The sequence below is a fragment of the Parasalinivibrio latis genome (assembly GCF_036825535.1).
Classification (GTDB): domain Bacteria; phylum Pseudomonadota; class Gammaproteobacteria; order Enterobacterales; family Vibrionaceae; genus Parasalinivibrio; species Parasalinivibrio latis.
The window spans coordinates 3,008,650-3,032,322 of sequence record NZ_CP098812.1 but is presented as its reverse complement, the minus strand read 5'-3'; the positions used below and the strand labels follow the sequence as shown (position 1 = coordinate 3,032,322).

The 23,673-nt window shown below is 51.3% G+C and carries 17 protein-coding genes; 13 read left to right on the top strand and 4 right to left on the bottom strand.

Going from position 1 to position 23,673, the window contains the following annotated elements:
- Nucleotides 1–48 precede the first annotated feature (48 nt).
- The 11 genes from NF212_RS14045 (at nt 49) to NF212_RS13995 (ending at nt 14,337) form a co-directional block, all read left to right on the top strand.
- On the top strand, nt 49–681 hold the full coding sequence (locus tag NF212_RS14045) for an MOSC domain-containing protein (RefSeq protein WP_434356652.1): 633 nt from the start codon (nt 49–51) through the stop codon (nt 679–681).
- A gap of 177 nt (nt 682–858) precedes the next feature.
- Entirely contained in the window at nt 859–2,376 is a 1,518-nt protein-coding gene (exaC, locus tag NF212_RS14040) for an acetaldehyde dehydrogenase ExaC (RefSeq protein WP_434356650.1), read from the top strand.
- A gap of 75 nt (nt 2,377–2,451) precedes the next feature.
- The gene (locus NF212_RS14035; protein WP_434356648.1) at nt 2,452–4,629 is read left to right on the top strand and encodes a 4Fe-4S binding protein; all 2,178 of its coding nucleotides are present in this window, start codon (nt 2,452–2,454) and stop codon (nt 4,627–4,629) included.
- 197 nt (nt 4,630–4,826) lie between these two features.
- A complete protein-coding gene (gene pqqA / locus NF212_RS14030; protein WP_082392399.1) occupies nt 4,827–4,898 on the top strand; it encodes a pyrroloquinoline quinone precursor peptide PqqA in 72 nt (23 codons plus the stop codon).
- Between the two features lie 125 nt (nt 4,899–5,023).
- Nucleotides 5,024–5,941, top strand: coding sequence for a pyrroloquinoline quinone biosynthesis protein PqqB (gene pqqB, locus NF212_RS14025; protein WP_434356646.1), 918 nt, complete (start codon nt 5,024–5,026; stop codon nt 5,939–5,941).
- A 24-nt stretch (nt 5,942–5,965) separates the two neighbouring features.
- Nucleotides 5,966–6,724, top strand: a complete 759-nt coding sequence (gene pqqC / locus NF212_RS14020) for a pyrroloquinoline-quinone synthase PqqC (RefSeq protein WP_434356644.1) — start codon at nt 5,966–5,968, stop codon at nt 6,722–6,724.
- Entirely contained in the window at nt 6,721–7,005 is a 285-nt protein-coding gene (gene pqqD / locus NF212_RS14015) for a pyrroloquinoline quinone biosynthesis peptide chaperone PqqD (RefSeq protein ID WP_434356642.1), read from the top strand. The genes pqqC and pqqD overlap by 4 nt, the downstream gene beginning before the upstream one ends.
- Nucleotides 6,974–8,128, top strand: coding sequence for a pyrroloquinoline quinone biosynthesis protein PqqE (gene pqqE / locus NF212_RS14010; RefSeq protein WP_434356640.1), 1,155 nt, complete (start codon nt 6,974–6,976; stop codon nt 8,126–8,128). Before pqqD ends, pqqE begins: the two co-directional genes overlap by 32 nt.
- 39 nt (nt 8,129–8,167) lie before the next feature.
- Entirely contained in the window at nt 8,168–10,435 is a 2,268-nt protein-coding gene (locus NF212_RS14005) for an insulinase family protein (RefSeq protein WP_434360889.1), read from the top strand.
- A gap of 64 nt (nt 10,436–10,499) precedes the next feature.
- A complete protein-coding gene (nosP, locus tag NF212_RS14000; RefSeq protein WP_434356638.1) occupies nt 10,500–11,699 on the top strand; it encodes a nitric oxide-sensing protein NosP in 1,200 nt (399 codons plus the stop codon).
- Nucleotide 11,700: 1 nt separating this feature from the next.
- Nucleotides 11,701–14,337 carry a NahK/ErcS family hybrid sensor histidine kinase/response regulator gene (locus NF212_RS13995; RefSeq protein WP_434356636.1) on the top strand — a complete coding sequence of 879 codons (2,637 nt, stop codon included), beginning with the start codon at nt 11,701–11,703 and terminating at the stop codon, nt 14,335–14,337.
- 2 nt (nt 14,338–14,339) lie between these two features.
- Here NF212_RS13995 and NF212_RS13990 read toward each other — a convergent pair whose 3' ends face one another.
- Together NF212_RS13990 and NF212_RS13985 are read right to left on the bottom strand one after the other, a co-directional pair.
- Nucleotides 14,340–15,011 carry a response regulator gene (locus NF212_RS13990; RefSeq protein ID WP_434356634.1) on the bottom strand — a complete coding sequence of 224 codons (672 nt, stop codon included), beginning with the start codon at nt 15,009–15,011 and terminating at the stop codon, nt 14,340–14,342.
- A gap of 475 nt (nt 15,012–15,486) precedes the next feature.
- A complete protein-coding gene (locus tag NF212_RS13985; RefSeq protein WP_434356632.1) occupies nt 15,487–16,497 on the bottom strand; it encodes a DUF6929 family protein in 1,011 nt (336 codons plus the stop codon).
- A 427-nt stretch (nt 16,498–16,924) separates the two neighbouring features.
- On the opposite strand from NF212_RS13985, the gene NF212_RS13980 reads away from it, so the two are divergent.
- Nucleotides 16,925–17,362: a hypothetical protein gene (locus tag NF212_RS13980; protein ID WP_434356630.1), complete on the top strand. Its 438-nt coding sequence runs from the start codon at nt 16,925–16,927 to the stop codon at nt 17,360–17,362.
- 4 nt (nt 17,363–17,366) lie between these two features.
- On the opposite strand, the gene NF212_RS13975 is transcribed toward NF212_RS13980, so the two are convergent.
- Nucleotides 17,367–18,860 (bottom strand): leucyl aminopeptidase, encoded by a 1,494-nt coding sequence (locus NF212_RS13975; protein WP_434356628.1) that lies wholly within the window; start codon nt 18,858–18,860, stop codon nt 17,367–17,369.
- Between the two features lie 185 nt (nt 18,861–19,045).
- The gene (locus tag NF212_RS13970; protein ID WP_434356626.1) at nt 19,046–21,613 is read right to left on the bottom strand and encodes a galactose-binding domain-containing protein; all 2,568 of its coding nucleotides are present in this window, start codon (nt 21,611–21,613) and stop codon (nt 19,046–19,048) included.
- A gap of 448 nt (nt 21,614–22,061) precedes the next feature.
- Here NF212_RS13970 and prfC point away from each other — a divergent pair, with 448 nt between their 5' ends.
- Nucleotides 22,062–23,642 carry a peptide chain release factor 3 gene (prfC, locus tag NF212_RS13965; protein WP_434356624.1) on the top strand — a complete coding sequence of 527 codons (1,581 nt, stop codon included), beginning with the start codon at nt 22,062–22,064 and terminating at the stop codon, nt 23,640–23,642.
- The last annotated feature ends 31 nt before the right edge of the window (nt 23,643–23,673 follow it).

Sequence of the window (23,673 nt, the reverse complement as noted above, 5' to 3'; positions counted from 1 at the left end):
GGGCCCTTCGGGGCCCTTTTGCGTTTTTGACAGAAGGAGTCTGGTGACATGATTTCATCAAATACGCTGGGGCCGGTTCGCATTGCAATAAAAGACACCATCGGCCCGTCAAAAACACCTACCGGAATTAATAAACAACCGGTTGAAGGCCCTCTGTTCCTTGGGGAATTTGGTTTGGAAGGGGACTTTCAGGTCGACAGCAGGGTGCATGGCGGTCTGGATAAGGCGGTTTATCACTTTCCCTTAGAAAATTATCAGGTTTTGAAGGAAGTCTTTCCCCACCTCGCTGACAGGCTGGACGAACCCTGTGTCGGCGAGAACTTCTCCACCATTGGGATGACGGAGTCCAATGTCTTCATCGGTGATATCTACTCTGTGGGTGAAGCTGAGATCCAGGTTTCCCAGCCCCGTATGCCCTGCTGGAAGTTAAACCAACGGATCGGCAATGCCCATGTGCTCGAGTTTGTGATCATGCAGAAATGCACCGGGTGGTATTACCGGGTAGTCAAAGAAGGGCATGTACAGCAAGGGGATGAAATAAAGCTGAAAACCCGGCTCCAGGATGAATACAGCATTGAGAAAATCTGGGAGCACTGGATTGCGCAGCGGCAACAGGGAGTACAGGTAGCCAAGCCGCTCCAGATAGAGGGGCTTTCACCCCAGTGGCGGTTCGACTGGTAGGCCGTTTTTTTGCTGCCCATTGGCTACCCTCCCAAAGTAGGAGATTTTGTAAACCAACTGCTGATAGAGCGGGAAAGCACCACTTGCCACAATGGAATCACAGGCTAGGGAAAACTGCCCGGTGCGGCTCCCAAACCGAAATCAACGGACTAATGCCACAACACATGAGGTGGAATCATGATTTACGCAAAACCAGGAACGGAAGGTGCAGTCGTTAATTTCAAATCCCGCTACGCCAACTTTATTGGCGGTCAGTGGGTAGAGCCGGTCAAAGGCCAGTACTTTACCAACACCACTCCTTGTACCGGTGAAGGATTTACAGAAATTCCACGCTCTACCGCTGAAGATATTGAGCTGGCGCTTGATGCTGCGCACGCTGCAAAAGATGCCTGGGGTTCGACTTCAGTCACCGAGCGCTCCAATATCCTGCTGAAGATTGCAGATCGAATTGAAGCAAACCTCGAAATGCTGGCTGTTGCCGAAACCTGGGAAAACGGTAAAGCCGTGCGTGAAACCCTGGCGGCAGATATTCCTCTGTGCGTCGATCACTTCCGCTATTTTGCCGGGTGTATCCGAGCCCAGGAAGGCACCGCAGCAGAAATCGACGGTAAGACCGTTGCCTACCATATCCATGAACCTCTGGGCGTAGTTGGCCAGATTATCCCATGGAACTTCCCATTGCTGATGGCTGCCTGGAAACTGGCGCCGGCTCTGGCTGCGGGTAACTGTGTGGTCCTTAAGCCAGCAGAGCAAACGCCAACCACTATTCTTCTCCTGATGGAAGTCATTGAAGATCTCCTCCCGCCGGGCGTTGTTAATGTCGTAAACGGTATGGGCCCGGAAGCTGGCCAGGCGCTGGCAACCTCCACCCGTATCGCCAAGATCGCGTTTACGGGCTCTACCCCAATCGGTAACCACATCATGCGCTGTGCGGCTGAGAATATGATCCCGTCCACCGTTGAGCTGGGTGGTAAATCGCCGAATATCTACTTTGAAGATGTGATGCAGCAAGAAGATGAATTCATCAGCAAGGCTGTTGAAGGGACTGTGCTGGCGTTCTTTAACCAGGGCGAGGTGTGTACCTGTCCTTCCCGTCTGCTGGTTCAAGAAAGTATTTATGATGATTTCATCAGCCGCGTTATTGAACGAGCCCAAAACATCAAGCACGGCAACCCGCTTGATACTGAAACCCAGGTTGGTGCCCAAGCGTCTGATGAGCAGTATGACAAGATCCTCAGTTACCTGCAGATCGGCCGTGATGAAGGCGCGGAAGTGCTGTTGGGCGGCCAGTCAGCGGCAATTTCCGGTTTTGACAAAGGCTTCTACGTGCAGCCAACCATCCTCAAAGGTGACAACTCCATGCGTGTTTTCCAAGAGGAAATCTTCGGCCCGGTTGTCAGTGTCACGACCTTTAAAGACGAAGCAGAAGCACTGCGTATCGCCAACGACACAGATTTCGGCCTGGGTGCCGGTCTGTGGACCCGCGATATGAACCGTGCTTACCGTATGGGCCGCGCTATCCAGGCTGGACGGGTATGGACCAACTGTTACCACCTCTACCCTGCACACGCAGCATTTGGTGGCTACAAGAAATCCGGTATTGGCCGCGAAACCCACAAGATGATGTTGGATCACTATCAGCAAACCAAGAACCTGCTGGTGAGCTATGACATCAACCCTCTGGGATTCTTCTAAGATTCTGGTTTCTTCTAACGTCCAATAGGGGGGCAGGGTGGCAGCCACATTCTGTCCCTCCTATGGAGGTGTAAGGTGCAAAAACCAACTCTCGTTTGCCGGCACCCCAAGTGCCGGCTTTTTTGTATCTGGATTCTGTCCGTCGTAGCTCTTAGCCTGCTGGTGACCAAGCCGGCCTTTGGTGAGCAGTGGCAGGAGGTAACACCGGAAATAGCCCGGATATTCCCGCAGGCAACACGTATATTGCCGCAGGAACCGGACTTGCCGGTTACCCCGGTCTACCAGCTTAACGAGCTGCTTGGTTACGTGTTTGAATCTGATGACCTGACCGGCTTTCCCGGGTTTTCCGGTGAGACAGTAAATATACGTATGGGACTGGATACCGAAGGCGTGATCCAGGGTATTGAGCTTGTCAGGCACCATGAACCTATCTTCCTTCATGGCTTGGGGGAGGAGCCGTTACTGGAATACATCGCCCAATACCTCGGCCAGCGAATCCAGAAGCGTTTCATTATCGGTTCCCGCCAGCAAAAGGTAGATGATGGAAGCACGGTTTACCTGGACGGAGTTACCAAGGCGACGGTTTCCGTCATTGTCATCAACGACACTATCCTGGCTGCGGCAATGAAAGTGGCCCGGGCTCGGTTGTCCGGTTTTACCGATAAACGTTTAAGTACCTTAAAAACGGATAATTTCCGCCCCCTGTCATTTGATGAACTGGTAAGCCGGGGATTGGTACACAAGTGGCAGCTTTCACAGCCGGAAGCGGCCCAAGAGCTGGGGCTTTCTGCCGACCAGCTTGAATCCCTGACAGATATTCCTGCAGAAGAGAGTTTTGTGGCAGTTTATGCCGCCGTGCTCAACAGTCCGCTAATTGGGAAAAACCTGCTTGGAGAGGAAGAATTCCGGCGGCTGGACGAGAGTCTGGATGCGGGAGAGATTGCCTTCATTGCGCTCTCCGGTGGCGAATACAACATGTTGGCAGAAGACTTTATCCCCGGCACGTCTCCGGCTAGGTTCAGCATCAGCCAGGAAGGGTTTGCCGTGGATATCCGGGATACCGACTTTTACAGCTTTTACTCCCCCATGTTGGCTGATGGTGCACCGGAATACGCGCAAATACGTGTGTTCCGGATAAAGGGCAGCAGTGGGTTTGACCCAGGGAAGCCACTGGAACTCCACATTAATGTTGCCGTTAAAAAGAGCTTCCTCGAATCAGAAAACCGGCCTCTTTCCAGCAGTTACGCCCTGCCTGAGGAAGTTGTCAGCAAACCTGAGGCGAATGCCAGTACAGAGCCCGAACCCCTGTGGGTGAGGCTCTGGCGGGAAAGGGTTTGGGAGGTCGCGGCCATATCGGTTTATCTGGCATTACTGACTGCGATGTTTGCCTGGCAAAAACTGCTGGCAAAACAGGCCGGCAGGTATCTTCGCCCGGCCCGGTTTGCTGCGCTCGCCTTTGTCGTCGGTTTTATTGGTATTTATGCGCAGGGCCAGCTTTCTGTGGTGAATATTTACACCCTGTTGCTCTCTCTCTGGCAGGGGTTTGATATCAACGTATTCCTGCTGGACCCGGTAATTTTCGTGCTTTGGAGTTATGTCTTTGTCTCACTGTTTTTGTGGGGGCGGGGGCTTTTTTGCGGCTGGCTGTGCCCGTTCGGGGCGATGCAGGAGCTCGTTTCAGAGCTGGGTAAACGTCTTGGTATACGTCCTCATCGTATAAAAGATGCCACCCACAGGCGGCTGCAATGGGTGAAATACCCTGTGCTTGCCGGTTTGGTTTGTGTCTCTTTTTCATCCCTTTCGACGGCTGAAACACTGGCCGAAATTGAGCCTTTCAAAACCGCCGTAACCTTGGTGTTCGACCGGACATGGCCATTTGTGCTTTATGCACTGTTGTTGCTTGGTGCAAGTGCGTGGGTACACAAAGCTTACTGCCGCTACCTCTGCCCGCTTGGAGCCGGGCTCTCTGTACTGGGCCGGTTGCGGCTGTTCAGCTGGCTTACCCGGCGTGAGGAGTGCGGAAGCCCATGCCAGCTTTGCCATAAGAAATGCCAGATAAATGCAATCACCCCACAGGGGAAAATCGATTACAACGAGTGTATCCAGTGCCTTGAGTGCCTGGTGATTATTCATGACAACAAACAGTGTGTTGTGGACCGATACAGCCGCAAGGCTCACGCGGGTAAACGCCCGGGAAGAGAAGCGGTAGTCGAGGTTCGGCCGGGAATTATTGCCATTCAGGCAAAAGAATAATGCCCGGAAAAAACAGGGAAAAAGGTGGAGGAGACATTTCATCACAAAGTAGGATTTTCGTTGCAGGCGTCTCTCACTACAGTCGATATAGGAGCATGGCAGTCAGTTTTTGGATAACAGTCCGGAACTGGGTGGTGCTCGAAGGACAACATATAGGGATGTCCTGAACTGGATCACCAACACAAGGAGTTAGCACTATGTGGGTAAAACCAACTTACCAGGAACTTCGTCTTGGCTTTGAAGTGACCCTTTACATCAGCAACCGCTAAGTACATTTAACGTTGAGCGCTCCCAACCTGGGGGCGCTTTGTTATCAGAGACCTTAGTGGCTCAGCAACTGACCCGGAGTACTACATAACTAAATACGGGCAGGCAGTTAATTTGGGAGGGTTGTATGAAGGTATTAGTTTTGGGAGCCGGGGCAGGTGGCGGTTTTCCACAATGGAACTGTCATTGCAGGCTTTGCCAGGGAGCGCGCAATGGCAGTATCAATGCCCTCCATCGTACCCAGTCTTCCATCGCCGTGAGTGATGACGGAAACAAGTGGGTGGTTATTAACGCTTCTCCGGATATCCGACAGCAAATCAACGCCCGCCCCCAACTGGCTAATGCAGAAGGTGCCCGAGGCTCCGCGATAGCCGGGGTGGTGGTAACGGATGCCCAGATTGACCATACCACCGGTTTGCTTATCCTGCGGGAAGGCTTGCCGATGGATCTTTACTGCACGGATGTTGTCCGCCATCAATTAACCCACGAGTTCCCGCTTCTCAATATCCTGACCCACTGGGAAGGCGGTTTCAGGGTACATTCCATTGGTGTAGAACCGGAAAAGGCATTCCAGGTTGAAGGTGTGCCTAACCTGCGGTTTGACCCAGTGATTCTGGTGTCGAAAGCCCCCCCTTATTCTGCGCACCGCCATGACCCGCACACCGGTGACAACATTGGCCTGAAAATTACCGACAGCAGAACCGGGGAGTACCTGTTTTATGCTCCAGGGCTTGCAGAGCCTGACGACAATGTGAGGGCTGCAATGGCAGGTGCTGCCTGCGTGATGGTTGACGGTACCCTGTGGCAGGATGATGAAATGATTCAAAACGGTTTCAGTGACAGCCTTGGCACTGACATGGGCCACCTTTCCGTTTCCGGCTCCAAGGGGATGCTGGCTTTGCTTTCGCAGTTTGACCGGCCACGTAAGGTTCTAATCCATATCAACAATACCAACCCCATCCTGGATGAAGACTCCAAAGAACGCCAGAAAGTAAAGGATGCCGGTGTGGATGTCGCGTTTGATGGGATGGAGATTGATATATAGAAACTGGAATAACGGAGAACGCCAATGGAACAGGCACTTAGCCGGGAAGAGTTTGAACGGGCCCTGAGAGCGAAAGGGGAGTATTACCATATTCACCACCCTTTCCACAAAGCGATGTACGCCGGGCACTGCAGCCGTGAACAGATACGGGCCTGGGTAGCCAACCGTTTTTACTACCAAATCAGTATCCCAATCAAAGATGCAGCAATCCTTGCGAACTGTAAGGACATAGATGTCCGCAGGAGCTGGATACAGCGCATCCTGGACCATGACGGCCATGCCACCCTTGAAGAGAAGTACGGTGGTATCGAAGCCTGGCTCAAACTCGGAGAGTCAGTTGGCCTGTCCCGGGAGGAAGTGCTGGATCAACGCTGGGTCTTGCCGGGGGTGCGTTTTGCCGTAGATGCCTATGTGAATTTCGCACGCCATGCTAATTGGCAGCAGGCCGCCTGCTCATCCCTGACCGAACTTTTTGCACCGGAAATACACCAGTCACGGCTTGATACCTGGCCGGAGCATTACCCTTGGATTGAGCAGGAAGGTCTGACGTATTTCCGCCAGCGTCTCTCTCAGGCAAGGAGAGATGTTACCCATGGCTTGCAAATTACGCTGGATCACTTCAACACGGCTGAAAAGCAGGCCCAGGCACTGAATATCCTGCAGTTTAAGCTCGATATCCTGTGGAGCATGCTCGATGCAATAAGCATGGCATGGGAATTTGAACGCCCGCCTTATGTGGGTATTACCGACCAGCTGGTTTACCACCGGGGGCTGGACCTATGAGTGAGCCACTGAAGCGAGACTTGGCGGTATCCATTAACCCGCTGTTCCGGATGCAATACGAAAAAGTGCAGGGTTGCCACGTCCTCCTGTTTCCAGAGGGGATGGTCAAGCTGAGTGATACGGCGGCAGAAATTCTGTCCCATGTTGATGGTGTGCGCAGCCCAAGTGAAGTGATTGCCGTACTGCAACAGAAATACCCGGGGGCTGACACCCTGGCGGATGATGTTACCGAGTTTTTTGGAGTCGCCTATGACAAAAAGTGGATTCAGCAAGCCGGATGAGAGACCGGCTGTCACGCCACCCCTTTGGCTGCTTATGGAGCTCACTTACCGCTGTCCGCTGCAGTGCCCTTACTGTTCGAACCCGGTTAACCTCGGTGAGCCGGAAAATGAGCTTGATACCGAAACCTGGCTGGATGTGCTGGAGCAGGCCCGGGAAATGGGGGCTGTCCAGTTGGGATTGTCCGGTGGGGAGCCCTTGCTGCGCAAGGACTTGGAGACCATTGTCAGCCGGGCGAGGGAGTTGGGGTTTTATTCCAACCTGATCACCTCGGGGATTGGCCTGAATGAGAAACGTATCAAAGCGCTCAAGGAGGCCGGGCTTGACCATATCCAGATCAGCTTCCAGTCTGCTGACCCGGATTTAAATGATGCGATTGCCGGGAAAAAGCGTGCGTTCCAACAGAAGAAAGAGATGGCGGGGTTGGTGAAGGAGCACGGCTTCCCGATGGTGCTGAACTTTGTCATCAGCAAACAAAACATCCACCAGATCCCGCAAATCATGGAGCTTTCCTGTGAACTGAATGCCGACTATGTGGAACTTGCCACCGCCCAGTATTACGGCTGGGCATTGGAAAACCGCGACCAGTTGTTGCCGTCATTGCAGGAAATTGAAACTGCAGAAAGCTATGTGAATGCCTTCCGGGATAAGCAGGACGGAGAGGGGCCAAAGTTTATTTTCGTGACACCGGATTACTATGAATCCCGTCCGAAAGCCTGTATGAGCGGGTGGGGCAGCCTGTTTCTCAACGTCTCGCCGGAAGGCAAGGCTCTGCCTTGCCACAGCGCAGCGCTGCTTGACTTGCCATTCCTTAATGTAAAGGAGCACAGTCTCCGCCATATCTGGTTTGAATCTGAAGGATTCAACCACTTCCGGGGTTTCGAGTGGATGCCCGAGCCATGCCGAAGTTGTGACGACAAGGAAAAGGATTTTGGGGGGTGCAGGTGCCAGGCCATGATGCTGACGGGAGATGCCCATAACACCGACCCGGTTTGTGAACGCTCACCTCACCACCACCTGATAGAAGATGCCCGGCAAAGGGCTTCCTCCGGCATTGGCTGCCATGCTGAAACCTTGGCTCGCAGTTTCACCAACAGCCAGATCATCATGAGGGAAAAGTTGTAGAAAACGCTATTTGTATAAACCCGAAAGGGGAGAACTGGGCTGAAGAAAAAGATTTTCACCGGCCATGATGGCCTGGAATGGCATGCTTTTCTCGACCCTTCGGGAACTGAGATATGGCACTGCCCAACCCTTTATGGAACCCAGGCTGTCAGCAGTGCCAGCCTGCAATTCCCTGCTGCCTCGACAGATGATTCAGGTATCGCCCATGCCACAGAGCATATGGTGCTGAGAGGATGCCAGCGCTTCCCGGATCCGATGACATTCTGGCAACTGGGAAGCCGTCTGGCCTTGACTGAATGCAATGCCTCAACCCAGCCGGACAGCACACAGTTCCATTTGTCCTCACTCTTTGAAGCTGATGCCCAAGAGGCATTGGAGTACTTCCTCAATGCTACCCTTTCCCCCCTTTTACTTTCGCAAGACTTTTGGCAGGAAGTGCGCGGGGTACTCTGTACCGAAATGCAGGGATACATTAACCGGCCAGAATTTTCCCGAAGTCTCTCCCTGGCTGCCATGAGGCCACAGAGGCTGCCGTTTTACGGCGGGCTGCCGGACACCATCCGGGAGCTGACTGTCGGGAATGTGCGCTACTTTCACCGCCAGCATTACCAGCCAGAAAAGCTCAAGATTATACTGGGGGGAAAATGGAATATAGAGAAGGTCATGACAGCCTTAAAACTGGCTGTTGATGCAAAGAATGAGCTTCCGGAAGGGGATTTTGTCGCCCCGGCAGTTTGCTGGGTTGCCAACCCCCGAGCCATTGAAAACGTTCAGAGCCTGATTGTATCCGGCTTGCCTGATGAACTTTGGCCGGGAGTCCGGACACTGCTCCATGCGCAGCATGAGATCATTAACAAGGCAGGATGGAAACTACTCCCTCCATTGGAAGATGACCTGTTTTCCAGGGCTGTCGCCAAAGGGAAATCCCTTCGTGTCCTCCAGTTTGAGCTTTTGGATCATGGCAACCCCAAAACGGATTTGTCCGGCTTGATAGAATCCCTGCTCTATGACATGGACTCCAGTGACGTGTATGCGTCAGTAAAGGGACGGCAGTTCGAACGTTACTGTCAGCAGTCTACCAAGTACGGACTGCACCTGGCTGAACTGTACCATGCATTCCAGTTGGTGAGCTCTGAACCTGGCCCATTGCCGCCTATGCCTGACAGAAAGGTTGCTGTCTCGCCGTTTCGGACAGGGCAAAACCGTATTCTGCAGCCAGGGGATTACCACCGTCAGTATGAATTGCCTGCTGCCATGGAAACGTTGGGAATGTGCATCCGCTTTCCGGGCAGTGACTACGATGCAGCCCGGCAGGCACTTTGTTTCCTGCGCTACTTTGAACAGCGCAGCGAGGAGGTGTTCGAGGCAAAACAGAAACCGGGCAGGTTCAGCGTCGCCTACCACAACGGGATTTCCGGAGTGATGGCCCTGCGCGCAGATATCCCGGTTGAGGAGGCTGGTTTCTGTCAGACTCTGTGGCGGGAGATGCTTGAAAAATCCCTGGAGCCAATGCGCTGCAGCAACAAGTTGTATTCCCACTGGCAGCAAGTAACCGGATTCCAGAAAGTACTGCGCGAGGCCTGTAACGGCCTGGGTGGATGGCACCAGGCCGGGGAACACATCCACTCACCTCAGCATTTTGTCCAGATCTGGCCTCCGGAGCCGTGTTCTCTGAGGGAGTGGCTGGAAAGCCGCAATGAGACGCAAAGCCCGGCAGACGTGTCAGTCAGCTTCACTTTTGAACCCTCCCCGGAGGCCCATGAGCCTGTCGGTAAGGACTCCCCTGAGCTGCTTCTTCGCGGCGATATTCGCTGCATTTCTGAACCGGGCGCCGCCGTGGTATCCGTTTGCCTGCCGGAAACGGCAAACCGGCCTTTGTGGCTGGCAGCATTTGCCCATGCTGTTCTTTCCCACGAAGATCTCCGGCAAAGCCGCCTGTCCGGGGAAGTATATGCCCTGGGTGTAGATATTGATTTTGCACTCTGTCGGCTGACCTGGTTCAGCTATTTTGACCGTGCGCCGGAGAATACGGTAAGCCGGATCCTTGCCACCCTGGATGACATTGCCCATGGTCAGCTTCCGTTGCCTGTCACCTCGTTGCAGCGGGCAGCACTGGGTGAGTGGCAGCGCCGGTATTGCAAGCAGGCAGTGGAATATCATGCCCACATTAACCACCTGCAGGGGCTTGTTGAACCTGATCCCCTTCATCCGCCTTTAACTCATGAAGGCCTTAAGTCCTTGTCTGGGAAGGCACGGAAAGTCCTCTCCTATGTACAGGAAAGTCGTCCGGATATCCTGCCAAAGTAGGATAACAAGCCGTGCCCTGACTCTCTAAACTGTAACTATGAGAGACCGTTGAGAGGTCAGGGAGATGCAATCACAGATTGACGCGCAGCAACAGCCGTATGTCGCTACAGCGGCCACTTACCAGCTTGATGCCTGCCGGGCCGCCCGGGAGCTGGCAAAACAGATAGATAACCCGGAGTTCGAATACATACTGTTTTTCTGTTCGGCTGCTTATGACTTGCCCCGGCTGGGCGAGGAGATGGAGAAGGCGTTTCCCGGACGCAAAGTGATGGGATGTACCACTGCCGGGGAGGTAACAGAGCACGGTTATGGTAAAAGCAGCATCAGTGCCCTGGGTTTCAGTAATGAGGTTTTTACCGTCGAAGCGCTGGTCAAGCCGCTCTCCGGGTTTTCGTTGCTGGAAGCGCAGAACTGTGTTGCCAAACTGGTAGACGGGGTCAAAGCCAAGCAAAAAGCCCCGGTTACTGGCAATACCTTTGTGATGACCCTTATTGACGGGCTTTCCCCCCAGGAAGAACACTTTCTGGTCACTCTGGACACGGCGCTGGGCCGGATCCCGCACTTTGGTGGATCTGCCGGAGATGATGAGAACCTTGCCAACACCCATGTCTATTATGGCGGTGCCTTCCACAATGATTCCGCCATCATAATTATGGTCAATACGCTGTGTCCGTTTGAGGTATTTACTACCCACCATATTGAAAGCCTTGACCGCAAACTGGTGGTGACGCGGGCTGACAGTGACCAACGAAGAATCTATGAGCTCAATGCTGAACCTGCCGCCGAGGTCTATGCCAGGGAGGTAGGGATTCCATTGGCTGATCTCAGGCCAGAGGTGTATGCCCTTCACCCCTTGGCAGTCCTTATCGGTGATGAGTATTACGTCCGTTCCATACAGAAGGTCAATGACGATCTCAGCCTCAATTTTTACTGTGCAGTAGACGACGGCATAGTGCTAACGGCGATGCGGCCGGGTGATTTGTTTGGGCAGGTGGAGAACAAGCTTTCTGAGCTTGAACAGAAAGTGGGATCACTTGAGATGGTGCTGGGCTGTGACTGTTTCCTGCGCCGTCTGGAAATTGAGCAGCGCCACGCAACCCACAAGGCGACCAAGCTGTTTTCCCGGTTCAGGTTGGTGGGGTTCAATACTTACGGCGAGCAGCTTAACGGGATACATATGAACCAGACCCTGACCGGGGTAATGATTGGAAGGCCGGCGGAAGGTGTTGTGTTGCCGTTCCCGACAGAGAGAAAGGCAGGCTGATTTGAGCGACAGAAAACCTTCTGATGTGGAAGACCTGCAGCTGGAGATCAGGCAGTTGCAGGAAGAGAACCGCCGCAAGCAGAAAATTATCGATTCACTGATCTCCCGGGTAGAGCAGGGGAATTGCCACAAGATAGACCCTTATGGTGCTTTCCAGCATTCCGTTGTGCTCGCTGAGCAGGTGCGTGAGAAAACGGAGGAGTTGAATGCCACGCTGGTGGAGCTGGAGGAAACCAACCGCCAACTGACCCAGGCCAAGCAGAAGACCGAGCGTGCCCAGCAACGTTTCCTTGATGCCATTGAGACTATCACTGACGGCTTTGCCCTGTACGATAACCAGAGGCGGTTGGTGTATTCCAACAGCCATTTCCGTCAGTTCTGGCAGGACAACCGGATCTCCCTCAGCCAGGAATCCACGCTTGGAGAAATAAAACAGCTTGCCCACGACAGTGGTCTGATTGTCCGTGAATACCCCTACGACAAAAGCCTCGGTGGGCGGGTGTTCCAACAATCTGATGACCGCTGGATGCAGGTCAGTGAAAGGGAAACGTCCGATGGCGGGTTGGTGATGCTATACACCGACATCACCCGGATTAAACAGGCGGAAGCGGACCGTTTTGAAGCGGCGATGGCAGAAAAATCGCGTTTGCTGCAAACCCTGATTGATAACCTTTCACAAGGGGTATTGATGGTAGACGGCGGCGGTGATATCCAGATTGCCAACCGGCGGTTTACCGAAATGACCGGATTAAACGAAGAGGCATTGAGTGAGTACCGGATCTCCGAAGTGCAAAAACGGACGCCGCTTGAACTGGACAACCGGGAAGAGGAAGGCGGGCACCAGAGCAGCAACCGCCGGCAGATCCTTGAAGATGGAAGGGTCATAGAGGTACGCAGCCATTCCATGGGAGATGGGGGGTACGTCAACACCTACACCGATATTACCCAGGGTTACCTCTATGCTGAAACCCTGAGGGAAAATGAGCAGTGGCTTCGCCTGATTACAGATAATGTCCCGGCATTGATAGCCTATGTCGGCGCGGATCTCCATTACCAGTTCACCAACAAGGTCTATGACAACTGGTATGGGTTCGAGCGTGGAAACCTGCTGAACAGCCATATCTCAGTCACCCGGCCACTCAGTAAATTCAACGAGCTGAAACCCTACCTCAAGCGGGCACTTGAAGGGGAGTCGGTCACCTTTGAATGTGAGGAGAGCAACGGCTCCGGTGAGCCTCGCCACCTTGTGAAAAGCTATGTCCCCAACAAGGCCAACAATGGGCAGGTTGTCGGCCTGTTTGTGTTGAACTGGGACATCACCGAGCGTAAACGCAGTGCCGAACAACTGAAACAATCCTACCTGACGCTTGAGCAACGGGTACAGGAGCGCACCGCCCAGCTGCAATCCCTCAATGACAAGCTCAGTGCAGAAGTCATGGAGAGACGTGTTGTGGAATCCCGCCTGTTGGAAGCAAAACGGGAAGCGGAGCGGGCCAACCTTTCCAAGACCAAATTCCTGGCGGCGATTAGCCATGACCTGCTTCAGCCATTGAATGCCGCCCAACTTTATGTCGGCTCCCTTCAGGAACAGCGGATGCCGCCTGCGAGCCGCAAGCTTGTTCGCTCCATTGATAACTCCCTTGCTGACGTGGAATCGTTGATCTCTATGCTGGTGGATATATCCAAACTGGATGCCGGGGTAGTGAAGGCAGATAAACAGGGGTTTGAGGTCTGTGACCTGCTGGACAACATTGCTGACGAGTTCGAGCGGGCAGGGGAAAACCTGGGGCTTGAAGTGCGTTATGTGCGATCCCGTTCAACGGTCTACACCGACAGCCAGTTGTTAGCCAGGGTGGTACGTAACCTGATGAGCAATGCCCTGAAATACACTTCCCAGGGACGAATCCTGCTCGGCTGCCGCCACCGTGAAGAGGGGCTTTCAATCGAAGTCTGGGATACCGGTGAAGGCATTCCGGAATCCAAGCAACGGGAGATTTTCCAGGAATTCAAACGGCTTAACAGCTCATCTTCCGGCCGGCCGGAAGATGCCCGGAGCAGTCTGGGGTTGGGGCTGGCTATCGTCGATAAGATCAGCAAAGTGCTGGGCCACCAGATTTCAGTGAGATCTGAACTGGGCAAAGGGTCAGTGTTTTCCGTCACCGTGCCTTATGGGGTGATGCGCAATGTTACCCGGGCCGATGCTTACCCGTCGGTCACCGATCATGGCGTCGCCCTTCATGGAGCCAGAGTATGGGTTATCGACAATGACCAGAATATCTGCGAAGCCATGAAACTGCTGCTTGAGGAGTGGGGGTGCAAAGTCAGTACGGCATCATCACTGGAAAACCTGCAGGTAATGCATGACATACACCAGGATCCGGTGGAAATGCTGGTAATGGACTACCACCTCAATGACGGTATTACCGGCACCGCGGTAGCCAACGCCATCAATGCCGGACGTACCCAGGTATTGCCGACATTAATCCTGACGGCTAACCGCAGCGAAGAGCTTAAGAAGGAAGCGCGTGAAAGCGGTTACCTCTTGCTGAACAAGCCTGTCGTGCCGATGCGGTTGAAAACCACCTTGATTCACCTGCTGCGCAGTGAGCGCGATGCAGGTGACCGAATGACTGGTTAGGCCTAGCGCTTGAGGTACTGGTCAAAGTCGATGTTTGTGACTCCCACCACTGCTTGGATCCGGTTGTGGACACCAAGTTTTTTCAAAATGGCTGATACATGGGATTTGACAGTGGTTTCGGAGATGTTCAGGTCGTAGGCAATCTGTTTGTTGGCCGCTCCCTGTGACATAGACTTTAGTACAAGGAGTTGCCTGCGGGTCAGCGTATAAAGCATATCGGGAGATATTTGCTTCTCCTGGGCCTTGCGGGCCCTTGCGCTGCCCAGGGAGTCACTGGCGCGGATGATGTCAGAGGGCAGGTAAACCGTCCCATTGATTATTTGTTCAAATGCATTGGCCATTTCATCCCTTGGGGACGATTTGGATATATAGCCAACAGCACCATACGCGATGGTTTGCAGTACGACCTGCTTATTACTTTCTGCTGAAATAATTGCCACTGGCGTGGTTGGCGATTGGTTCCTCAATTCCAGCAGGCCATTCAATCCCCCCATCCCTGGCATATTCAAATCCAACAGAATGAGGTCAAGGTCATCGTGTTCATTGACACATGACAAAGTGCCATCCACATCCTCAGCGTCAAAGATTTCACAATCCTGAAACCGCCCGCGGATAACATCAGTCACAGCTTCTCTAAACAAAGGGTGGTCGTCAGCCACTAAAAATTTGAACATAATTTGCCCTCTTCATTGAGGTAGTTAGCGTTCCAATCGCGCAAATTTAATACGTTCTGTAAAAACGTTTCTGTATAAAAATGGCAGATGAAAAACCATGCGCGAAGTAAGTATACGCCATGGGATTTAACTTTTACGCAACATCGAGGTGTTAGCTAAGTATAGTTAGCTATCAGCGAGTTTAAATACTCCGATAGGCTAATTGTGATCTTGTAAGATTCGGATATTTAAGATAATTCTCATTTTCAGTAAATTCGTACTTTTTATGAGAATTTATCCTTCCAAAGTAGGATTTCCAATTTTTAATGTGTGTGTATTGCCATGGAGAGGCCTACTGATTTCAAGAATTGTATGACTTTTTAGGTAAGCGTTGTGGAAGATGTTTAGATGGCTGGCCATTTATTCAATGGAACCATGGAATTGGAGAAAGCCCGGAAGAACATGAGGCTCTTCCGGGCAGAGATGGAACGTGTTTTTACTTGTCGATAGCGAAGGTAAAGAACTGACTGGTACCGTTGTCGTTGTCACTAACCAGATAGCCGGTAGCAGCGTGGTTGCTTTCTGCGGCAATCGCAATGGATTCCAGTTTGGTAATTACAGGTTTACCGTCTTTAGTCACTTCCTGCATATAGGTTGTCATATCCATTGGTGTACCTTGCTTAAGGTCGGCCAATGGCAGTACGCCCACGAAACTGCCTTGTACGGCACCATCATTTACACTGCTGTTATTGTTTCCTTCAACGGATGCAGTAAAGATGATGCTGTTGGTGTTTGTCCAGTAGTCAGCACCGGAGAAACAAGATTGCACGCCGTTAATTGCTGGCAAGGTCATTTGATAAACCTTCAGAGAAGGAAGGTTATTGTGCTCGCCCTTTAGGAAGGTCATAAAATCTTTGAGATTTATTTCAAAGATGGCATTTTTACCTTCATTTCCACGGTTAAAAATAAAGATCTTATGTGCTGAAGCTGCAACACCTTCAATATTTATTTTTTCTTTATTAGTGAACCCTGCTTTTTCATGCAGCAGTGAATACAGTTTGCCAAGAGAATATTCATTCTCTACTTTTCCATTTTGTGAAATCAGGAATGCATGCTCACGCAATTCCTTTTTACTGCCAGAACCTAATACCAGATAATAATCCTTTCCCTCATATTTCAGAGATGTCATAGATTCAAAGTCTGGTTTAATCTTGTGGTCTACACGGCCTTGTTTATTAACCGGGTAGTTGGCGATTTTATTTTTTCCCGTAATTTGATAATCATCGTTGACGGTAAACAGCCAAGGTGTATCGTCACCAACCACAATGAGGTTGTCTCCGTTGACCGTCATGGCCGAGCCAGAAGACAGCTTGGTATTTGTGTATGAAGGACCGACTTTTAGGTTAAATGAAGGCGAAACATCACTATTTTGTGCATATGCAGTACCAGCTACGCAAAGGCTGAGATAGCTCACTGCAGTTAAAATGGTGCGTTTACGAATATTCATAATGCTTCCTGTAATAATAGTTATAGGTTTTAAAAATCCGTCAGGATCTTACTCCTGCAATCCCAATGGCTAAAGTTGAATTCATGCCATGAATACCATTATTAATGGAAATAATAATTACGAAATTAAATATTGTTTAGGTATGTATATTGCGTGCTGATGTAATAATAAAGCCAAACAGATGAATAAATGAACGCTAATGAATATTGGATTGTCTATTAAACTTACTTACGCTGTCCATGAAAGGGAACTCTTATCTTATCAATGAAACGGCATTGAGGAGTGATTTCATCCTAAAGAAGGATTTAACCTTCCCCTGTGATCTATCTAAGCTTTTCAATGTTCGAGAAAATTGGCTTCAAAATACGTGACGTGACTGATGACAATCATCCCGGCAGGAACCCGGAAGCATAAAAAGGAACTTAGGATGAAGAAACTGACCACACTGGCCATAACGGCCGCTGTCACCGCTACTCTGGTATTTCCTCTGGTGTCTTCTGCAAAAGGTAATTTGTCCCTTCGTGCGACAGATTTGCCAGAGCTTGTACTGGGGAATGATGAAGCAGGGTACGGAATTTCGCAGAAAGAATACAAGATGGAAACGGGCAAGGCGTATGCACTGACAATCAGCAGTACGGGGGCCAAAGAGTGTGCGTTCGAATCCCATGGCCTGTTTAACAATGTCTGGATGCGGAAGGTAGAAGCGGGTGGAATTGAGATCAAGGCGAATGGTTTTTACGAAATCGAGTTTGAGGATGAAGGTGAGGTGGAGCTGTTTTTTGTCCCTATCAAGCCTGGCAGCTACACGTTTGAATGTGCGGGGCTGGCTGAAAAGGGAATGACAGGTACTTTCATCATCGAATAACCCTTCAAGCTCCGCACTGGTGGATTAAATACTGCACCAGAAGGGGGACCGGGCGGCCGGTTGCCCCTTTGTCCCTTCCCAGCCAGGCTGTACCTGCGATGTCCAGATGGACCCATGGGGTTTCCTCAGCAAAGCGCGACAACAGGCAGGCCGCTCCGACGGCCCCGGCAATGCGCCAACTGGTGTTTTTCATATCTGCAACATGGCTGTCGATAATTGGTTGGTAATCATCGTCAACCGGCAGTGGCCAAACCCGGTCACCGGACGTTTTGGCTGCCCGTTTGAGCTCCCGGCCAAGGTGTTTATCATTGGTCATCATGGCGCTGGCAACATGCCCCAGCGATGTAATGGCTGCGCCAGTCAATGTTGCCACATCAATGATCTCTTTTGGCTCAAGCATACGACGGGTGTAGGTAATGGCATCGGCCAGTACCAGCCGGCCTTCTGCATCGGTACTGAGCACCTCGATAGTTTTACCTGACATTGTTGTCAGCACGTCGCCAGGACGGTAGGCATTGCCATCCGGCATGTTTTCACAGGCCGCAAGGATGCCAGTTACATTGACAGGCAAACCCAGTTCAGCAAGCGCCAGCATGGTACCGAAAACAGCCGCCGCACCGCACATATCGCATTTCATTTCGTCCATACCGTTAGACCCTTTGAGGGTGATCCCTCCAGCATCAAATGTAAGGCCTTTCCCTATCAGGACTATTGGCGGGGAAGATGGGTCGTCTGCTTGCCGGTAATCGAGCCGGATAAGCTGTGATTCATTGGCGCTGCCTCGGCTGACGGCAAGCCAGGCTCCCATACCCAGCCTAGCCAATTCCTCTTCACCCAGAGTGGTACAGTTCAGGGACTCATGCTGGCTTGCCAGTTCCCTCGCCCTTAGGGCAAGGCCGGTAGGTGTCAGGACATTCGGCGGCAGGTTTCCCAGATGTCTGGCCGCTGACTTTCCTGCGGACAATGCCGTGGCATGGAACAGTGCATTTTCAGCATCTTTGAGATCCCGACGTCTTGGTACGCAGAAAGTCAGCCGCTTTAATGGCCTTCTCCCGTTGGACTCCTTGGACGTGAACCCGGAAAAACTGTAGAGGGCATCGCTGGATGCTTCCTGCATCACCCTGATTGACTCATAACAGGAAAGGTTAGTGGCTGCATCCTTGAAGTACACGGCAGCTTCCATTGATCCTGCTTCGTTGAGATAGCGCACCACCAATTCGGTGCACTTGCGCAGTGTTTTTGCGCACAGGCTTTTTTTATCGCCAAGCCCAACCAGCAGCACGCGATCAGCGAGGACACCAGGGACATTGTGCAGCAACAGTGTCTGCCCCGGTTCTCCGTGCAGGTTGCATCTTTTCAGGATCCCGCTGATAAAACCATTACTTGTAGCATCCAGCTGTTCGGAGACAGGGGAAAGTACCTGGCCCTTGTAAAATCCGGTTACCAGGCAGGCTGTACGCTGCTTATCGGCGGTACCACTGCTGACCTTCCATTCCATCTCTTTTCCTCTGGATTTAACAATAATTTTACCAAGCTAGAGGGGTAGGGAGAAAAACTCAAGAGATGATAAAGGAATTGCCAGATAGAACAATCGATTGAGTCAAAGCAGTTCCAGTGCGGATATTTTTACAGGAAGTGTATAAAAAGGTAAGGAGCTGGCCCGGTTAAGGCCAGCTGAAAGGGTTATGGCTGAGCGTATATTTCCACTTCAGACAACGTCAATTCCTGAAGCCTGCCATCATCTCTTGCTGGTTTGATAATGCGTACATATCGCCCGGTTGGGGTTTCCCCGCCAAGATAACGTGGCAGGTCTATCACACTGGGCCATTGGGCAATGGCGTTTACCGGGATAACCCAAGTTCTGGGAGACGGGGTAATTTGGCTGAACGGTGTATGCCTTATGTCATCATGACTGATGACAATGACATAATCTCTTAAACGTTCATCGCAACTGTCCACACCGGAACAATTTCTTTCGGGTCCCCGGTTCCAGATCTTGATTTCAGAAAGAGTCTTCACGTCTCCCAAGTCTGTGAGCCACCACGGCTCAGGTTGAAAATCAGTGTGTGCCAACTTTCCATTTAATGCAGAGTAATCCGTGATTCCATCGACGGCTTTCCAAGAAGCGAAGTTAGTGTAGTCTCCGTTGTAGGTTGTACTCTGCTGGGTCATAAAGCCGGGGACAGGAAGGGCGGTGTTAGGTGTCAGAATTTCTACTTCTGCCAGACTCAGGTAGCCGGAACCATCCAGGTAGATACGGACGTAGCGGCCGTTGGCAGATGGAGTAGGAACCGAAATATCCTGTGCACCATTAGCGTCTACAGATATCAATGTAGCACCATTGGGATTGCTCTTCAGGGTATCGAGTGATGTTGAGCTTAAGTCGTTGTCAGTAATAGCAATAACCAGTTTATCCAGGCGATAGGCACAGCAATCTGTGCGGTTGAAAATACGAACGGAGTCGAATGACTGAGCTGAACCTAGATCAACCTGCCACCATGGGAAATCCTCACTCTGGGTGTGGGAGACAGATCCAACCTGCCAGCTACCATGTCGAAGGCCATCGACAGCAGAATCAGCAAGCCCCTCGCTTTGCGAATAATTACTCGACTGGCGGGTGGGCTTGTCGTATGCAAGGTTTACCTTGCCTGCGATGGTATTACCACCGGCCAGCTCGGGGGAATTTCTCAGGATTTCCCGTTGGTGGGCCCTTTGAAGAGCTGATTTTTCAAACGTTAATTCCCGGTTCGGAGCAACATTCAACAACATGGCGGTATTGGCTAACGAGTCGAGAATCCGGGAGCGACGCATCAGTTCTGGTAGGGATTTTTGCGCTTCATAGGTTTTCCAGAACCAACCGGTTGCAGCCATGGTATCCGTCACCTCTTTCGGGCGGGAACCTTCCTCTGAGTTAGGGTTGACGTTGGAGATCTTTGAAAATGCATGGGCCCCAATTTCATAAACATCAATATCTGTGGAGATAGGGGAGTGTCTTTGGTCGTTATTAAGCACCAGTGTGTTGGGGGAAATCTGGCGAATATACCGGCGCAGGTTATCGAGGTTAACGTCTTCCGTATCATTAATCAGCCAACCTAATGCATCAAACCAGAGTATGTCTATTTCACCATACTTGGTGAGAAGCTCCTTTAGCTGAGCCTTGATGATGTAATCACCATGGACATACCCAAAGGTTTCAGGTTGTTTAGTGAATTGCCTGTCAAGAATGGAGAAATATAACCCCACATCCAGGTCAGCTTCCCGCATCTCCCGAACATAATGAGCTACGACATCACACTGTGATGGATCAGAAAGGAATTTGCATTGGGATGTATTGGTAATTTTATAGTCGCTGTGTGCTGTTTCGAAATTAGAAAACCCGTCATGGTGTTTGGCTATCAACATGCCATAGTCTGCCCCCATATGGACCAATTGTTCTGACCACTTGCTGACATTTTGCTCGATTTCCTGTGGCGTAACAGTGACGAGGTCAACATTAAAATCTGAGTTCCATTCTGTGTTGTTATAGCTACCTGGCCCCCAGTGCATAAACAGTCCGGTTTTCCGCTCAAACATCGTTTGGAGGTCCTGGGAAACCGGCGGAACAGTATCGCTGTTGGCTCCGAGCAATTGCACTTCCGCCAGATTCAAAACCTTGTCCTGACCGTGGGCGACAATTACTACCGATTTTATGTTCTTGGTTGACGGGAATGTTATTTCTTCGAAGTCTCCGGTTGGATAAGAGTTGAAAGCGAACTCCTCTATTTGAGGATTACTTCGCATCGGTTGAATACCTGTATCCGTTATATCGTTGTGACTGATAAATAAAGACCAGTTGTCCAACCGAGAGCAATCAACAGAACTGTTGTTGTCTGTACATCCGTAGGCTTCTTTACGTTTCCAGACCCGGATTGTTTTTACTGGAGAGGCTGTTTTTAGTTTTGCACGCCACCAGGGGTTATCTTCAACCTGAGTGTGTGAAACGCTGATTTTTTCAGTGAGGCTGCCATCTGTCCTGTTGTCAGTAGCGAGACCCGCATAAAGAGGTAGTGTTCCAATATGAACACCTTGACTGTTTTCTTTCGAGTTTGGCAGCCGACCGGTGAAAATGTAGGTGGAGCTTTGGTCAACACTTGCAGCGAGGGCATAATTTCTGATGTCCCCCACGCCAAGGTCAATGAGGTTCACTTCAGCCTGTAGCTGTGTAGGTAGAAGCATTGAAAAACAGGATATAAATAGGAGGTTTTTATTCATGACAGTTTCCAATTTTCGTATGGGAATACGGCGAAGTTTTAAAGGGAAAATGAGTGTTTAACTTGCACAAAATGCCATTATTCAAAACGCTATATCACATGAATGATGTCATACATGTAATTTCATTATTAAAAGTTGATTTCATTTAAGTAAAGAAATGTGATGCCCGAGAAGCTCAAGGTGTCAATAAAGAGCTGGTTGTCTTACATATGAGCCACGCTGGTGGCACTCTTTAGGTGTGTAGTTGAAGTGCTGTTTATTGGGTGTAGTTGTCATGTCCACGCTTTGAGCGGAAGAATGATAGTTTACCGCTGTTAACATTGTTGGCATTTCAACCAATGCCGGATTGTTTCAAAGCTCAAGATCGGGGAGAATGGCGCGCATTACTGATTTACTTCAGGCTCGCGGCTCAGCGGGGTCTGTATTTACAACCAGAAGATTGTCATTCATGTCTATTCAGCAAGAAGTCGGCAAGCGCCGCACGTTTGCCATTATCTCGCACCCGGATGCGGGTAAAACCACCATCACTGAAAAGGTTCTGTTGCACGGACGTGCAATCCAGACTGCCGGTACCGTGAAAGGCCGCGGCTCCAACCAGCATGCAAAATCTGACTGGATGGAAATGGAAAAAGAACGTGGTATCTCGGTAACCACCTCTGTGATGCAGTTCCCGTACAACGACTGCCTGGTAAACCTGCTGGATACCCCGGGACACGAAGACTTCTCTGAAGATACCTACCGTACCCTGACTGCTGTTGACTCCTGCCTGATGGTTATCGACGCCGCGAAAGGTGTTGAGGATCGTACCCGCAAGCTGATGGAAGTTACCCGTCTGCGTGACACACCGATCGTTACCTTTATGAACAAACTTGACCGTGACATCCGCGACCCAATGGAACTGCTGGATGAAGTGGAAAACGAGCTGAACATGATGTGTGCGCCGGTCAGCTGGCCAATCGGAAGCGGTAAGTCATTCAAGGGTGTTTACCATATCCACCGTGATGAAACCATCCTGTACCAGACAGGCCAGGGCTCTACCATCCAGGAAGTGCGTATTGTTAAAGGCCTGGACAACCCGGAGCTGGATACCGCTGTCGGTGCAGATCTGGCGTCGCAACTGCGTGATGAACTGGAGCTGGTGCTGGGTGCATCCAACGAATTTGATCAGGAACTTTTCCTGGCCGGCGAACTGACACCTGTATTCTTCGGTACCGCACTGGGTAACTTCGGTGTAGACCATATGCTGGACGGCCTGACTGAGTGGGCACCGGCACCGATGCCTCGTCAGACGGAAGAACGTGCAGTTGAGGCCAACGAAGACAAGTTCTCTGGCTTCGTGTTTAAGATCCAGGCCAACATGGACCCTAAACACCGCGACCGTATAGCGTTCATGCGTATCGTATCTGGCAAGTACACCCAGGGCATGAAGATGAAGCATGTCCGCACTGGCAAAACTGTCAGTATTTCTGATGCGGTAACCTTTATGGCCGGTGACCGTGAGCGTGCGGCGGAAGCCTACGCCGGTGACATCATCGGCCTGCACAACCACGGTACCATCCAGATTGGTGATACCTTCACCCAGGGTGAAGACCTGAAGTTCTCCGGTATTCCAAACTTTGCACCAGAGCTGTTCCGTCGCATTCGCCTTCGCGATCCGCTCAAGCAGAAGCAGTTGCTTAAAGGTCTGGTCCAGCTTTCTGAAGAAGGTGCGGTGCAGGTGTTCCGTCCGGTTCAGTCTAACGACCTGATTGTAGGTGCTGTCGGTGTCCTGCAGTTTGACGTGGTGGTTGCCCGCCTGAAAGCAGAATACAACGTTGAAGCAATCTATGAGCCGGTCAACGTGGCAACTGCCCGCTGGGTGGAATGTGACGATGCCAAGAAGCTGGATGAGTTCGAGCGCAAGAGCCAGTCTAACCTGGCACTCGATGGTGGCGATAACCTCACTTACATCGCCCCAACCATGGTCAACCTCAACCTGACTGCTGAGCGATTCCCAGAAGTGAAGTTCCGCGCAACCCGCGAGCACTAATTCAGCCGCAACCGCCTAATTCAAAAAGCCG

Bases quoted from the DNA above. Each gene is read 5' to 3' on its own strand.
- NF212_RS14045 (WP_434356652.1), top strand. From the start codon at position 49: ATGATTTCATCAAATACGCTGGGGCCGGTTCGCATTGCAATAAAAGAC.
- exaC (WP_434356650.1), top strand. From the start codon at position 859: ATGATTTACGCAAAACCAGGAACGGAAGGTGCAGTCGTTAATTTCAAA.
- pqqB (WP_434356646.1), top strand. From the start codon at position 5,024: ATGAAGGTATTAGTTTTGGGAGCCGGGGCAGGTGGCGGTTTTCCACAA.
- pqqC (WP_434356644.1), top strand. From the start codon at position 5,966: ATGGAACAGGCACTTAGCCGGGAAGAGTTTGAACGGGCCCTGAGAGCG.
- pqqD (WP_434356642.1), top strand. From the start codon at position 6,721: ATGAGTGAGCCACTGAAGCGAGACTTGGCGGTATCCATTAACCCGCTG.
- pqqE (WP_434356640.1), top strand. From the start codon at position 6,974: ATGACAAAAAGTGGATTCAGCAAGCCGGATGAGAGACCGGCTGTCACG.
- nosP (WP_434356638.1), top strand. From the start codon at position 10,500: ATGCAATCACAGATTGACGCGCAGCAACAGCCGTATGTCGCTACAGCG.
- NF212_RS13990 (WP_434356634.1), bottom strand. From the start codon at position 15,011: ATGTTCAAATTTTTAGTGGCTGACGACCACCCTTTGTTTAGAGAAGCT.
- NF212_RS13985 (WP_434356632.1), bottom strand. From the start codon at position 16,497: ATGAATATTCGTAAACGCACCATTTTAACTGCAGTGAGCTATCTCAGC.
- NF212_RS13980 (WP_434356630.1), top strand. From the start codon at position 16,925: ATGAAGAAACTGACCACACTGGCCATAACGGCCGCTGTCACCGCTACT.
- NF212_RS13975 (WP_434356628.1), bottom strand. From the start codon at position 18,860: ATGGAATGGAAGGTCAGCAGTGGTACCGCCGATAAGCAGCGTACAGCC.
- NF212_RS13970 (WP_434356626.1), bottom strand. From the start codon at position 21,613: ATGAATAAAAACCTCCTATTTATATCCTGTTTTTCAATGCTTCTACCT.
- prfC (WP_434356624.1), top strand. From the start codon at position 22,062: ATGTCTATTCAGCAAGAAGTCGGCAAGCGCCGCACGTTTGCCATTATC.